This window comes from Gorillibacterium sp. sgz306347, from assembly GCF_059735245.1.
In genome coordinates this window covers 1-14,184 of sequence record NZ_JCAPET010000021.1, presented here as the reverse complement: position 1 = coordinate 14,184, position 14,184 = coordinate 1, and the positions used below count along the sequence as shown (strand labels likewise).

The window sequence follows — 14,184 nt, the reverse complement described above, 5'->3', positions numbered from 1 at the left end:
CCCTCCAACTTGCGGTGCGCAGCGCACCGGAAGGTCCCCGCCGAAAAATCCGAACACCTTCACCTCGTCAACTTGAACGTGTTTCGCCCCGGAATCGCCTGGCTCCCTGCATCCCGCAAGGGTCCGGCTCATATCCGTCGAAACGGTCCGCTCCGTCCAAGTTCTGGCGCTTATGGTTCTGTACCCCGGTCCACCTTTCCGTCTCAAAGTGCTTTCCTCATCCTATTCAGGCCGGCCCGTAAGCGGAACGGCAAACCGGCAGGACGAAGATCTTATCTACTATAACACAAAAAACACCCCGTTAAAACAATTTCCTTCGGCTCCAAAAAACGCGTTAACGAAGGGGTCCCGCGCCGCGATGAAAGTCCAACTCCCCCCCAACCTTGCCACGCTCCGACAAAAAGAGCCGCCCGGCCATTGCGATTCCCAATCGCAATAACCGGTACGACTCCTGACAACAGTACGGTTCTCAGCCCAGCTCGGCGCGGATAACATCGGCAATCGCGTTGACGTCCGCTTCCGTTTGCGCTTTGTCCGGGCCCTCCGCCATCACGCGGATCAAGGCTTCCGTGCCGGAGGGGCGAACGAGCACCCGGCCGTTTTCGCCCAGACGGTCCTCCACCTCGCGGATAGCTTTTGCAATGGCTTCGTTGCCGTCCAGCCTCGACTTGTCGGTCACCCGTACGTTTACCAGCGCTTGCGGGAATTTCTGCATTTTGCCGGTCAGCGCGCTGAGCTTTTTCTCGCCGGAACGGACCAACGTGTCCAAAAGCTGCAGAGCGGTCAGCATGCCGTCTCCGGTCGTGTTGTAGTCCAGGAAAATTACATGGCCGGACTGCTCGCCGCCCAGGTTGTAGCCGCCTTTGCGCATCTCTTCCATCACGTAGCGGTCGCCGACGGCCGTCTTTGCCGTTTGCAGCCCCAACTCCCGGGCCGCTTTGAAAAAGCCCAGGTTTGCCATTACCGTAGTAACAACCGTGCCGCCGATCAGCCGTCCGTGCCGGTTCATATCGTCGGCGCAGATGGTCAGGATGTAGTCGCCGTCGACTTCCTGCCCGTTCTCGTCAATGGCGATCAGCCGGTCCGCGTCGCCGTCGAACGACAAGCCCAGATCGGCGCCGTGCTTGCGCACCTCCGCCGCCAGATGCTCCGGATGCGTCGAGCCGCAGCCTTCATTGATGTTGCAGCCGTCCGGCTCCGCCCCGATGGCGATGACCTCCGCTCCCAGCTCGCGGAACAAACGGGGGGCCAGCTCGTATGCCGCGCCGTTGGCGCAGTCGAGGACGATTTTCCAGCCGTCGAATGCGCTGGAAACCGTTGTTTTGAGGTACTCCATGTATTGAAATTTTGCTTCTTCATTCTCCGTTACGCTTCCCAGATTCGCGCCGACCGGACGGGGCAGCTCGTCAGCCTCCGCGTCCATCAGGCGCTCGATTTCCAGCTCGGTCTCGTCGGACAGCTTGAAGCCGTCCCGGCCGAAAAACTTGATGCCGTTATCGGCGACCGGGTTATGCGAAGCCGAGATCATGACGCCCGCGTCCGCTCCCAGCGTCCGGGTTAAATAAGCGACCCCCGGGGTCGAAACGACGCCCAGACGCACGACGTTCGCTCCGATCGACAGCAGGCCCGCCACAAGCGAAGCCTCCAGCATGTGACCGGAAATGCGCGTATCGCGCCCGATCACGACAAGCGGCCGGTGCGCCCCCTGCGCCAAAACATAACCGCCGCAGCGTCCGACCTTATAAGCCAGCTCCGCGGTCAACTCCTGATTGGCGACTCCGCGGACGCCGTCGGTTCCGAAATATTTTCCCATTCTGTGGTGACCCCTCTCTCTTCTGTACCTTTGTATCTGTATCCTGTAATCCATTCGTTTCAAATGCAGCCCAGGCCGACTATTCGCCCGTCTCGTCTCCCTCATCGGTTCGCGCCGGCGCGCTCGGCGAAACGGGCACCACCGCCGGGGTATCCGACGGCGACGGGCTCGGCGTCGCCGAACCTTCCGGCTCCTCGCTTCCGGCCGGGCTAGGGCTTGGGCTCGCGGAAGGGCTGGCGCTCGCCGCCGGCGGCAGAACCGAAGGCGTCGCTTCCGGCGACGGATTCACACCGCCCACCGCATCCGAGCCGACCGCCCGGACGATTTCCACCGTCGCGGTCAAATTCGGCGTCCTGTTCTTGACGAACATCGGCAGATTGACGATAACGGGAAGCTGATGGCGTCCCGGCCCCAGGTTGCTGAGGTCCACAATCGCCTCTACATCCTCCGCCCGCAGCTGATTCAGAACGGCCGGCGCCCCTTCCAGCGACACGCTCACCCGCTGCGATTCCGGTGTCAGGTTATACACGTACCCGGCGGATTGCCCCGTCAGCGTAACGGAAATGTCGGGGATGTTCTTCTCGGCGGAGGGAACGACCTCCACGGTCACCGCCACCTTTTCGGGCGCGACCTGCGTCACGCCTTCCTTGAGCGGAACGTCCAGTTCGATTTTGCGGGTTTCCTTGTAGCCGGACAAATCAAGCTCCAGCCCGTCATAGAAATCCATCCCGTTCAGCATATTCTGCGGGCCGTACACCGTCACCGTTTCCGGGTCCTGCGTAAAGGAAGCGATCGAATAGCCGGGCTCCGGCTCCCCGATCAGATCCACCTGGAGCGGCATCTGCTTGAACGGACTTGTGATGGGAATCTCCACGTCCACTACCTGCGGGCTGATCGATGCGCCCTCCATCGGGCGCCCGTTCCAGTCGTATGCCGTCAGCTTGACCTGCTTGGTCACAGTGCCTTCCGCTCCGGCCACGCTGACCTCCGCACGCGCGGATTCTACCTGGTCGACCATGCTTTCCGGCACCGAAACGCTGACCCGGTTCGGTTTGACGATCGGCTGCGCCGCCTTGTAGCCCTGTGACGGCGTGCCGACCGCCGTAATTTCGACCGGCACCTGCTTGTGCTCGATTTTCTCCAGGGTGATGTCCGCTTTGGCCGGAATCACCGTCGTTTCCACGTTGTCGGGAAGCCCGAACACGCGCAGCGGTACGCTATGCGTGCCTTCGGTCAGGTTGGTGAGGTCCGCCTCCACCCGTACGTTCGACACACTGACCCGGCGGAAAAGCGACGATTTCCACGTCAGCTCTACGGTCACCTCCTGCGGATTCATGTTCATAACCGCATAGAGGCCTTCGTTGTACACCGGCACCACCGCGACATTGCGGATGGTATCGTCCATGATCTGGTTGGCCGCCCGCGCGTTCGGCTCGTTGGAGTCCAGCCGGACCACCAGCCAAAGCAAAAAAGCGATGAGCACGGCGACCCCTTTGACCACATTATTGTTGCGCAAGTATTTATCCACGTTTGAACCACTCCTTCCACTTCAGGAGAGGCTTGTTTTCGACCGTTTTGCGCTTGGGCCGAAGCTCCTCGTACAGCTTGGAGATCAGCGATTCCTCCTTGATGTCGCGCACCACCAGGCCGTTGATGGCCAGGGATACCTGCCCCGTTTCCTCCGAGACAATCACCGAAATGGCGTCCGACATTTCGCTCACGCCGATTCCGGCCCGATGGCGGGTCCCCAGCTCTTTGCTGATAAAAGGGTTCTCGGACAGCGGCAGGTAGCACGCGCCCGCCACGATTTCATTCTGGCGGACGATGACCGCTCCGTCATGCAGCGGCGTATTGGGGATGAAGATGTTGATCAGGATTTCCGAGCTCAGCTCGGCTCCCATGCGGATCCCCGATTCAATGTATTCATTCAGGCCCGTCTCCCGTTCAAACACAACCAGGGCGCCGATCTTGCGTTTGCTGAGGTAATTGACCGCCTTCATGAGATCATTGATCCGCGCGGAGACCAGATGGTCCTCCTCCGAGCTTGTCCGGCTGAACAGCCTGCCCCGGCCAAGCTGCTCGAGCGCCCGCCGCAGCTCCGGCTGAAAAATGATGATCAGCGCGATCACCCCGATGTTGAACATCTGGTTCATCAGCCATTGGAGCGTGTTCAGCTCCAGCCAGATGCTCGCGGCCCAGGAAATCACCACGATGAGAATGCCTTTGAGCAGTTGAATCGCCCGTGTGCCGCGAAGCAGAATCAGCAGCTGGTATATGATGTAGCTGACAATTAGTATATCAACGATATTCCGAAGCGTGTCCCACGTGAACAGCGCAATGTTCATTCTGTCGTTCCCCCATGGGCAGCCCGCAGCCCGGCCGCGTGCCGTCCCGATCCTTGTCTCTATGGAGATATGATACCATATTTTCAGCAAAAAACCTCCCCTGTCCGCAACGGGGAGGTTAGGAAAGTGATTTAGTGGGCCGCGGAAGCTTGAAACAATTCGCGTACCTGGTAGACCAGCCATTCGGCCGCCTGGTTGATTTCGTATATTTTACCGGAAACGCTCGCCGACGAGGCGGTATGCAGGCTTCCGTCCACAATCACCAGATTGCCGTCCAGCTCGCCGTCGATCTGCACATCTCCGCCGCGCACCATCAGGTTGCCTTGCACCTTATGGCCGGCAGGGAGGTAAACGGTGTCTTCCTCGATCACCAGCTGGTCGAGGTTGCTGCCCTTGACCGTCAGCTCGGGGTCCTGATTCCACATGGACAGGAAACTGCCCAGCATGACAAAAAGAAACACCGACGCCACCGACAAGGCCGGATGCTGCTTGATCCATTGGTACCAGGGTCTGCGTTTCGCCGCAGGGGCGGGCAGAGCGCCCATGATCCGGTCGGTCAGTCCTTCCGGAACCGCCGTAACCGGGCCGGAACGGATCAGCGCCTCGGTGAATTCCATTTCGCGAAAAACCGCGTTGCATTCCGGGCATGCCAGCAAGTGTTCCTTCAACCGGCGGGATTCGGAGCCGTCCAAGTCGCCGTCAAAGTATTCGTGCATGTACTGGAGGGCTTCCTCGCACTTCATCCGACAGCCTCTCCTTTCTTAAGGTCTCTTCGTTTAGATACGGCGTGCGAAGCATTATGTTTCAAAAAAATTTGCCTCCGAATTCGGACTGCAATTTTTTGCGCAAAAACTCCCGGCCGCGGTGAACCCTCGTCTTCACCGTGGTGACCGGCATGTCCAGCACGTCCCCGATTTCCTGCAGCGACATGTCCTGCAGATAGCGGAGAACGACGACGGACTTGTATTTTTCCGGAAGCGTTCCGATCGCTTTCCGGATCTGCTCCTGGGTTTCGGTCAGCATGACCTCCTGCTCCGGCGTTTCCTGGTCGCTCGGCAGCAAAGAATACCAGTCCGCCCCTTCCCCTTCCGGCATTTCCGCGTCCAGCGAGTAACTGGGCTTGCGCTTGCGCAGACGGTCGATGCACAGATTGGTGGCGATCCGGTATATCCAGGTGGAAAATTTCTGGTTTTCGTCGTAGCGCTCCAGATTGACGTACAAGCGCAGGAACGTTTCCTGCACGATATCCTCCGCTTCCTGCCTCGACCCCAGCATGCGGTAGCCTAGGTGGAACATCTTGTCCTTGTACAAATCCACCAGCCCGGCGAAGGCGCTCCGGTCTCCGTTACGAGCCTGTCTGACAAGCCGGGCTTCCATGTCCTTCACTGGCAATCCTCCGGTGCTCAAGTTTCTCTCCCCATTATAAATTGACATCCGGCCAAAAAGAAAGCCGGGCGGCAGCCAACCGACGCGCCCGACTCCGATGCATGCATTGCTTATCCGGTCTCTCCGTCCGCCGGGGGCATCAGCCCGTATTGCGCAGGCCCGCGGCTATTCCGTTGATCGTGAGCAAAACTTCCCGCAACAGCTCCGCGTCGTCCCCTTCGGTCTCGCGAATGGCCCGCAGCTCCTTCAGCAGCTCCACCTGCAAATAGCTAAGCGGATCTACGTAGGGGTTGCGCAGCCGGATCGATTCCTGCAAAATCGGCACGTTGTCGAGAATTTCCTTCTGACCGGTAATCTGCAAAATCAGCGACGAGGTCAGCCGGTATTCGTCCTGAATCAATTGGAAAATCCGTTCCGCCATCTGGCCGTCACGAACCATTTTACCATATTCTTTGGCAATTAACAGATCGGCTTTTGCGAGCGCCATCTGAACATTGTCGATCGCCTGGCGGAAGAACGACCAGCGGGCGTACATCTGCTGCAGAATGCGCATGTTGGCCGGTTTCTCCTGATAGAAGGACTGCAGCCCGGTGCCGGCGGCGTACCAAGCCGGGAGCAAATAACGCGTCTGCGTCCAGGCAAACACCCAGGGAATCGCGCGCAGGTCCTCGAATTTGTCGCTGTTTTTCCGCTTGGAGGGACGGGACCCGATGTTCAGCTCCCCGATCTCCGGCAGCGGCGTGGATTCCTTGAAGAAGGCCATAAAGTCCGGATCGCGGAAAATAAGATCCTGATATTTCGTCTGCGCGGTCTCCGAAATTTGGCGCATGACGGCTTCCCATTTGTGCACCTGGATGTCGCTTTGCGGATGACGCGCGCCCGAAGCCGCGGTAATCAGCGCCCAGGTCGCCTGCTCCAGGCTCCGGTAGGCGATCCCCTTCACGGCGTAGCGCTGCGACAGCACCTCGCCTTGCTCGGTAATCTTGATCCCCGCTCCGATCGTGTGCGGCGGCTGCGCCAGAATGCTCCGGTTCAGCGGCATGCCGCCCCGGCCAAGCGCCCCGCCCCGGCCGTGGAAAAACTTCAGCGCCACGCCGTGCTTCGCGCCGATTTCGGTCAGCCGGTCCATGGCGACCTTCAGCTCCCAGTTGGCGGTCAGAACGCCGCCGTCCTTGTTGCTGTCCGAATAGCCCAGCATGATCTCCTGGACCTGTCCCAGGCTTTCCAGGCTGCTCCGGTAGGCTGGGATGTTGAACAGCGTATCCATGATCTCCGGCGCCGCATGCAGGTCGTCGATGGTTTCGAACAGCGGGACGGGCTGGAGCGTGCACACGACATTGCCCTCCGCATCCCGCCGGTAGAGGCCAAACTCCTTGCAGAACACCATAACCTCAAGAATATCGCTCGTGTCGTTGGCCATGCTGATCAGGTAGCTAGTGATGCAGCCGGTCCCGAACTCGCGCTGCGCCTTCATAACGGTCTTGAAGACGTTCAGGCATTCCCGGGTCGATTCCGTATACGGGATGTACGGAGAAGTGAGCGGCCGCGGTTCCTCCAGCAGGCGGGACAGCAGCTCCACCTTTTCCTTCTCGTCCATGCCCGAATAGTTCTCCGCAACGCCCATGATGGCGAGCACTTCCGTCATGGCGGCTTCGTGCTCTTTGCTGTGCTGGCGAATGTCCAGCGTCGACAGATGGAAGCCGAACAGCTCCGCCTGGCGGATCAGGTTCTTGGTGTGCATGTCGGCGATAAAATCGGCGTAATGCCCGCGAAGGCTGGCGTCAATAACCTTCAGGTCGTCCAGGAACGCTTCGACGGATTCGTACTTCACGCCGTCCTCCGGACAATCGCGAAGCTGGGTATTATGCAGCTTTTCCAGCATATAAATGATCTTCACCCGGTACGGCTCCGATTCGTTCCGCCAGGGCTCTTCATGATACAGACGGACCGTTTCGCGGTCGCGTTCCACCGAGGCCAGCAGCTCGGGGCTAATTTTGACAATATGCGAGTTAAAGCTCATATGCTGCAGCAGATCGCGCAGCACGGTGATGTATTTGTCCAGCACCATCTCGCGGTGCAGCTCCAGGCTGTTCCAGGTAATGTCCGCGGTGACGGACGGGTTGCCGTCCCGGTCTCCGCCGATCCAGCTGCCGAAGCGAAGATACTTCGGAACGTGCCAGCTTCCGTTCGGGTAATATTTGTCCAGGCACCGCTCCAGCTCGGCATATACCTCCGGGAGCACCTCGAACAGCGTTTCGTCGAAATAATAAAGGCCGTTGCGCACTTCGTCCAATACCGTAGGCTTGCGGTCCCGCAGCTCGTCGGTCTGCCAGAGCGTCAGCACCTCGCCCATCAGTTTATCCCGCAGCTGCTCCCGTTCGCGGAAGGTCAGCATCGGGTTGTCATACTGCAGCACGTACTGGGAAATTCGTTGGTGAATGTCGAGCACGACCCGGCGCATCGCTTCCGTCGGGTGAGCGGTCATGACCAGCTCCAGGGAGATGTTGTTCAGGATGGAGACGATCTCCTCCTGTTCGGTTCCCTGCTGCTTCAACTCTTTGATGATACTTTCGATCGAACCCGGTTGAATGGATTCTCCCGCAGTGCGGTCGTAATCCCGTTTGCGGCGGATCCGGTGATTTTGCTCGGCGATGTTCACAAGCTGAAAATAGATGGCGAACGCCCGGATGACCCGGTGACGGATGTCCGGCGACAGCGAAACAATGGTGTCCTTGAATTCCTTGTACAGGTCAGGGTTGTATCCGGCCCGCAGCGATTTGCTCATTTCCCTGATTTGCTCGACAACGGTCAGCAGTTCTTTTCCGCCTTGGTGCAAAAGGACGTCCCCCAATATGTTCCCCAGGAACCGAACGTCTCTCCGCAGCAGGTTGTTGGTTGCGCTTTTGGTTAGCATATTCAACTCGGACATCTTCTCACCCAATCCCATACTCTTTTCGGGCATGCCAAAAATGCCTGCCCGTGTTGCATATTTGACTTATTTTATCACAAAGACGAGGTTAGAAAAAACATTTCTTTTTTGCCAGCACAAAGATATTCTTTATCAATGGAACGCGGGAAAGGCAGAAGATGTTGAAAAGACAGCGAATATTCTCTTCCCGCAACAAATGAAACAAGGCCCTGCTAAGTTAACCCTTTTTTGGAATCTATCGAGATTGTGGTATAATATGGATGAATTTTATAGTAAAGGAGGAACCGCCACCACGAATTATTACATGAGTGCCTATTGTACGTATGAGCTCGAGGTTTCCGCCGGGCGCTCCCCGGTTAATGGCTACATCCGAAGCTACGATTAAGCGAAATCTTGTTATTTTATTCCCCTATAAAGGAGATGTATGGATTGAACCCGAAGAAAGTATTTACAGCCGCACTGCTTTCCTTATCGTTCCTGGCAGTTTCCGTTCCCGTCGCCCATGCGCAGCAAGCCCAAGCCATTGTCATCAAAAGCCCGCAAAAATATGTTGCAAGAGATGTTTACTATCACAAAACGCATAACATCCCTTCGACATACTTCTATACGGACAGTGAAGGGTATTACGGAACGCTGTATCGGACGGGCGTCCGAAACGCCGAGTACCTGGAGGACTATGTGGTCGCCACTTATGAAGGTTATGCGACGTACGATATTGGCCACGGAATGTAACCGGTTATGCCCCCTTTCACCGTCAAGGTGCAGGGGGCTTTTCTTTTTCATTAAAACTCAAGGCTTTCTATCGACGACAGCACGTTTGACCTTCCTGATGATGGCCGAATCGAAACCGGTCGAAACGCTCATTCATTTAGGAGAAGGTCGCGGGAACGCGGGATGTGTGCCCGGCCGCGCCGGCCTTCACCTATTTACTCATTGGAAAACAGAAAAGCCCGTCCGCAAGTGAATTGGCGCCCCACAGGTGTTCCAGATGGGGTACTCAATATACTGCTTCTTCAAATCCTAAAATGTGACATTCTGAATAAATAACATAAAACCACATAGTAAATTTTTCCTGAGTCTGATAAACTATTTTTGTCATTTACTATCAGCATTGGAGGAATATTTGGTGGCGTTTTTGATTATTTTCACTTTTGTAGGGATGATCGTTTTTGCTGTAATGGGACTTGTAGCGGCATTCAAAAAGAATGGTAAAGCGAAGCGAAACTTTATCTTTACAGGAATATCCTTTGTCTTAATGATTGTCTTTATAGCCAACAACACAAATACAGAAGAACTCGATACGGCAGCTGATAAACCAAACACCGCAGCAGCAGTTGCAGCTGCAAACAATACTGCAGAGAATGATAACGCCGCGGATGACGCAGCCGCACAAGAAAAGGCTGAAGCCGAGGAAGAAGCTAAGGCCAAGGCCGAGGCAGAAGCGAAAGCAGCAGCGGAAGAAAAAGCAAAAGCCGAGGAAGAAGCCGAGGCAAAAGAGAAAAGTGTCCCTCGAGAGTATAAAGCGGCATTAATTAAAGCGGAAACATATGCGGAAGTTATGAGTATGTCCAAGGCAGGCATTTATGTTCAATTGACTTCTGAATATGGAGAGGGCTTCCCTCCGGAAGCCGCTCAATATGCTGTGGATAATATTGTATTTGATTGGAATGAAAATGCACTGAAAAAGGCACGCATGTATGCAGAAACGATGAGTATGTCAGATTCGGCTATTTACGAACAATTGATTTCCGAATACGGGGAAAAATTCACTGCGGAAGAAGCGCAATACGCGATAGATCATTTAGAATAGGATAAAAAATTCAAGTAAAAGCCCGCCGGCCCATTAAGGTTGACGGGTTTTTGCATCTTTATTAAATCCCTATGACTGTCATCAGGGCGTGCCCAATCCAGGAATTCAGTCGCGGTATCGGCTTGACCCGCACCGATGAGGGAGTTCGACGGCTGGTCTCGGGAAAGCCGGACAAAGGACGTTGAAACAGAGCCAAGGTTTGTAGCAGTGGACAATTATCGAAAATAAACAAAGAAAAACCCTGATGTAATCAGGGTTTCAAGGTTCGTTATGTATGGAGCGGGTGATGGGAATCGAACCCACGCTATCAGCTTGGAAGGCTGAAGTTCTACCATTGAACTACACCCGCATGCAGTAACTGAAGAAGATGGTCGGGACGACACGATTTGAACATGCGACCCCCTGCTCCCAAAGCAGGTGCTCTACCAAGCTGAGCTACGTCCCGATGTCAGCAACAGCTCTGTCCTAATGAAGATGGCGTGCCCAGAGAGATTCGAACTCCCGACCTTTTGATTCGTAGTCAAACGCTCTATCCAGCTGAGCTATGGGCACAAAATAATTGGAGCGGACGAAGGGATTCGAACCCTCGACCCTCGCCTTGGCAAGGCGATGCTCTACCACTGAGCCACGTCCGCGTCTTTGCCGCCGTCTTGCTTCACACCGAAGCGTTTTTAGCGACAAGAGATATATTATCATGATTCCTTTTTAAACGCAAGGGGTTTTGCGAACTTTTTTTTCTTGTCTTCATTTCCACCCGTAAAGATGGCTAAACCGGCCGCCAATAACAGCATCCCCGTAGTCACGAAAATCCAGTTAATGCTCAAAAAGTAGCCAAGCACGCCCCCGAGCAGCGGACCGAACATCGCCCCGAGCTGATTGGCGCTGGTGGTCATCCCGAAGGAGCGGCCGCGGAACTCTTCGTCCGTCCTCCTCACCATCAGGGTATTGATATTGGGAACAATGCCGGCCACAAACAAGCCGTAGGCAAACTGCACGACGGTAAAAAGCCACAGCTCGCCGACAAAAAACTGAAGGCTGATGATCACTCCGCCCAGCGCAAAGCACAGCGACAGGATGCGGTTAAAACCGCGGCGTTCCCCTTCCCGCCCCCAATACGGAGACGCAAGGATGCCTGCGATCCCGATCAGCGCCAGCACAAAGCCGGACGATAGCTCCGCCCCTTCGAGCCTTCCTTGCAGATTCGCAATGTGCAGGGTCATAAGCGGCTGGATCATATTGACCGCCAGCTGAAAAACCAGGAGAAGCAGCAGCAGACGCGCCAGAGCGGGACTCCTCAGCACAACCCGGATATCCTCCCGTACGCTGGAGCGCTTCGCTTGTTCCGCCGGCTTGCTTTTTCCTTCGCGTACCCAGAGAATGACCGCAACGGATGCCAGGAAGATGAGGACGCCCGCGACCACAAAAGACGCCCGCATGCCAAACGCCTCCGCCAGGAGACCGCCGAAAAGAGGGCCGATGATGCCGCCCGTCATGGTGCCCGCCTGCATCATGCCGAGGCTCCACCCCATCTTCTCTTCCGGCGCCGTAGACGCTACAATGGCCATTGAGGCAGGCACAAAGCCCCCTACAAAGCCGTGAAGCAGCCGGACGACCACAAGCTCGTACGGGTTCCTTACAAAGGCGATAAGGGCATAAATGACGGCCAGGCAGAGACCCGCACGCATGACCATTCGTTTCTTGCCGTATTTGTCCGCCATGGAGCCCCACAAAGGCGCCATGATCGCCCCCATAAAAAAGGCCGAAGAATGCACGATGCCCGCCCACAGATTGACGGAGGAAGAATCGACACCCAGCTCAAGCAGAAAAAGCGGCAAAAAAGGTACCGCCATCGTATAACTGGCGCTGCACAGCAGCACGCCGGCCCACAAAATCCACAAGTTCCGTTTCCACGCTTCCACTCGGTTCACATCCAATGAAGTATATTGTGGATCGAAAAACGATAAAAGACTGAAGGCGCCCTAAAAAGGGAGCGCCCTCAGTCTGCGGCGTTATCCGATTCCAATACTTGCTGTCGTTAATAGTTTACCAAATGAAAACAAAGCCGTCCAACACGGGGCCCGTTATTCGGGAAGAATCCGGTTGATTTCGGGCGGTTTTCCGTTCCGGTAGTGCTCCAGATTGCGAACGAATAGGTCAACCAGCCGGTCGTTGTAAAATTCGGTATCGCCGGACATATGAGGAGTCAAAATAACATTTTCCAGCTCCCAAAGCGGGCTGTCTTGAGGCAGCGGCTCCTGCTCAAAAACGTCGAGACACGCCCCCGCGATTCCACCGTTTTGCAGAGCGTCCACAAGCGCGGCGGTGTCCGTTGTCCCGCCCCGGCCGATATTCGCGTAGATTGCCGAAGGCTTCATAGCCTGGAACTGACCCTTTCCCATGCAATGAGCCGTCTCTTCGCTTAGAGGAAGCGTCATGACCACGTAGTCGCTTTGCTCCAGCACACCATTCAGTTCCTCCATGGAAAACATGTAGTCGACATACTTGGATGGCCGGTGGGATTTTCGAACCCCCAACACCTTCATTCGGAAGGCTTTCGCTAGACGTGCGACTTCCTCGCCGATCGCTCCCACGCCGATGACCGCCATTGTTTTCTCATGCAGCTCGGGGATGGCGGAATACGGCTTCCACTTCTTTGCTGATTGATTGCGGATCGCGTGGTGGATGTTCCGCGTCATCGTCAAAAGCATGGCAAAAACATTTTCCGATATGGGGTACGTATGCACTCCGCTCGCGTTGGTGAGCACGATTCCCCGTTCCTGGAGCGCATCGAGAGGCAGACGATCATACCCCGCGCTTTGAATTTGAATCCATCTCAGCTGCTTTGCCGCGCCCTCGCCGGCAGCAAAAGACTCGACTTCTTTTCGCCAGCCCAGTATAATCTCCGCCTCGCTTAAGTGCGGCAGCCAGTCCTCTTTCGCCTTCCCGGCAACGATTTCAAAGTCGGGAGCCGCTTGCCGGATGCGATCCAGCTGAGGCGGCGTTAACGGAAGCGTTGCTACGATTTTTCCCACAACCATTCGCTCCTCTCGGGGACTCAAACCATTATGGTCTATTATCGCATAAGAAGGACGTTGAATCCTAATTCCTGTCTTTTATTCCGCTTCCCCTTTGCACGGATTCCCGATTCTTGCGATCTTGGTTGCGGTAGAAAACTGAGCAGGGTGCCGGCATCGAGAGAACCCCCATCTTTCGGCGCAGACAGAATAAAACCCCCTTTGCCGCAGCAAAGGGGGTTGCTTGTTGGGATGGTGCGCGTAGAGGGACTTGAACCCCCACGGTTGCCCGCCAGATCCTAAGTCTGGTGCGTCTGCCAATTCCGCCATACGCGCTTGGTTGGGTTGTATCCTCAAATAATAAGAGGCCCCGGCTTATTCGCTCCAGCGCCCTACGTGATGCTCATGAACAGAAAAGAGTGAGCCATGTAGGACTCGAACCTACGACACCCTGATTAAAAGTCAGGTGCTCTACCAACTGAGCTAATGGCTCGCAAATGGCTGGGGATCTAGGATTCGAACCTAGGCATGACGGAGTCAAAGTCCGTTGCCTTACCGCTTGGCTAATCCCCAACAAAAACTGCTTATTTAGGATAACCGAACCCAGCAAAAGTATTCGTCATCCAAAGATAAAGAAAGTGGTGACCCGTAGGGGATTCGAACCCCTGTTACCTCCGTGAAAGGGAGGTGTCTTAACCCCTTGACCAACGGGCCATTAAAGAATGAAGCAAACTTACTAGCCCGCCTCATGCATTGGAAAAAATGGAGCTTCCAACCGGGATCGAACCGGTGACCTCATCCTTACCATGGATGCACTCTACCTACTGAGCTATGGAAGCAAGTGGCTCCCCGAACAGGACTCGAACCTGTGACAACTCGATTAACAG

10 protein-coding genes and 9 tRNA genes are annotated in these 14,184 nt (G+C 55.8%); 2 read left to right on the top strand and 17 right to left on the bottom strand.

Features of this window, described 5'->3' with window-relative positions:
- Positions 1-469: 469 nt before the first annotated feature.
- The 6 genes from glmM to ppc form a co-directional block, all read right to left on the bottom strand.
- Positions 470-1,813, bottom strand: coding sequence for a phosphoglucosamine mutase (gene glmM / locus AC6I6H_RS12615; RefSeq protein WP_497954186.1), 1,344 nt, complete (start codon positions 1,811-1,813; stop codon positions 470-472).
- 79 nt (positions 1,814-1,892) lie between these two features.
- Positions 1,893-3,341 (bottom strand): CdaR family protein, encoded by a 1,449-nt coding sequence (locus AC6I6H_RS12610; protein WP_497954184.1) that lies wholly within the window; start codon positions 3,339-3,341, stop codon positions 1,893-1,895.
- The gene (gene cdaA / locus AC6I6H_RS12605) at positions 3,334-4,158 is read right to left on the bottom strand and encodes a diadenylate cyclase CdaA (protein WP_497954183.1); all 825 of its coding nucleotides are present in this window, start codon (positions 4,156-4,158) and stop codon (positions 3,334-3,336) included. Before cdaA ends, AC6I6H_RS12610 begins: the two co-directional genes overlap by 8 nt.
- Before the next feature lie 131 nt (positions 4,159-4,289).
- Positions 4,290-4,901 (bottom strand): zf-HC2 domain-containing protein, encoded by a 612-nt coding sequence (locus tag AC6I6H_RS12600; RefSeq protein WP_497954182.1) that lies wholly within the window; start codon positions 4,899-4,901, stop codon positions 4,290-4,292.
- A 61-nt stretch (positions 4,902-4,962) separates the two neighbouring features.
- A complete protein-coding gene (gene sigW, locus AC6I6H_RS12595) occupies positions 4,963-5,535 on the bottom strand; it encodes an RNA polymerase sigma factor SigW (protein ID WP_497954264.1) in 573 nt (190 codons plus the stop codon).
- 148 nt (positions 5,536-5,683) lie between these two features.
- Positions 5,684-8,473 carry a phosphoenolpyruvate carboxylase gene (gene ppc, locus AC6I6H_RS12590; RefSeq protein ID WP_497954181.1) on the bottom strand — a complete coding sequence of 930 codons (2,790 nt, stop codon included), beginning with the start codon at positions 8,471-8,473 and terminating at the stop codon, positions 5,684-5,686.
- Between the two features lie 429 nt (positions 8,474-8,902).
- Between ppc and AC6I6H_RS12585 the strand changes: the two genes are divergently transcribed.
- Both AC6I6H_RS12585 and AC6I6H_RS12580 read left to right on the top strand, forming a co-directional pair.
- The gene (locus AC6I6H_RS12585; protein WP_497954180.1) at positions 8,903-9,205 is read left to right on the top strand and encodes a hypothetical protein; all 303 of its coding nucleotides are present in this window, start codon (positions 8,903-8,905) and stop codon (positions 9,203-9,205) included.
- Positions 9,206-9,599: 394 nt separating this feature from the next.
- Positions 9,600-10,283, top strand: a complete 684-nt coding sequence (locus tag AC6I6H_RS12580) for an Ltp family lipoprotein (protein WP_497954179.1) — start codon at positions 9,600-9,602, stop codon at positions 10,281-10,283.
- Between the two features lie 275 nt (positions 10,284-10,558).
- Here AC6I6H_RS12580 and AC6I6H_RS12575 read toward each other — a convergent pair.
- The 11 genes from AC6I6H_RS12575 to AC6I6H_RS12525 all read right to left on the bottom strand — a co-directional run bounded on the left by AC6I6H_RS12575 (position 10,559) and on the right by AC6I6H_RS12525 (position 14,136).
- Positions 10,559-10,632 (bottom strand) — tRNA-Gly (locus AC6I6H_RS12575).
- 19 nt (positions 10,633-10,651) lie between these two features.
- Positions 10,652-10,728: transfer RNA gene (locus AC6I6H_RS12570), tRNA-Pro, on the bottom strand.
- A gap of 30 nt (positions 10,729-10,758) precedes the next feature.
- Positions 10,759-10,835, bottom strand: a tRNA-Arg gene (locus tag AC6I6H_RS12565).
- An 8-nt stretch (positions 10,836-10,843) separates the two neighbouring features.
- A tRNA-Gly gene (locus AC6I6H_RS12560) sits at positions 10,844-10,918 on the bottom strand.
- A 57-nt stretch (positions 10,919-10,975) separates the two neighbouring features.
- Positions 10,976-12,202, bottom strand: a complete 1,227-nt coding sequence (locus tag AC6I6H_RS12555; protein WP_497954178.1) for an MFS transporter — start codon at positions 12,200-12,202, stop codon at positions 10,976-10,978.
- Positions 12,203-12,364: 162 nt separating this feature from the next.
- Positions 12,365-13,321 (bottom strand): D-2-hydroxyacid dehydrogenase, encoded by a 957-nt coding sequence (locus AC6I6H_RS12550; protein WP_497954177.1) that lies wholly within the window; start codon positions 13,319-13,321, stop codon positions 12,365-12,367.
- 229 nt (positions 13,322-13,550) lie between these two features.
- Positions 13,551-13,633: transfer RNA gene (locus AC6I6H_RS12545), tRNA-Leu, on the bottom strand.
- Positions 13,634-13,717: 84 nt separating this feature from the next.
- Positions 13,718-13,790 (bottom strand) — tRNA-Lys (locus tag AC6I6H_RS12540).
- 5 nt (positions 13,791-13,795) lie between these two features.
- A tRNA-Gln gene (locus tag AC6I6H_RS12535) sits at positions 13,796-13,870 on the bottom strand.
- 66 nt (positions 13,871-13,936) lie between these two features.
- Positions 13,937-14,011 (bottom strand) — tRNA-Glu (locus AC6I6H_RS12530).
- 49 nt (positions 14,012-14,060) lie between these two features.
- Positions 14,061-14,136: transfer RNA gene (locus tag AC6I6H_RS12525), tRNA-Thr, on the bottom strand.
- Positions 14,137-14,184 lie beyond the last annotated feature (48 nt).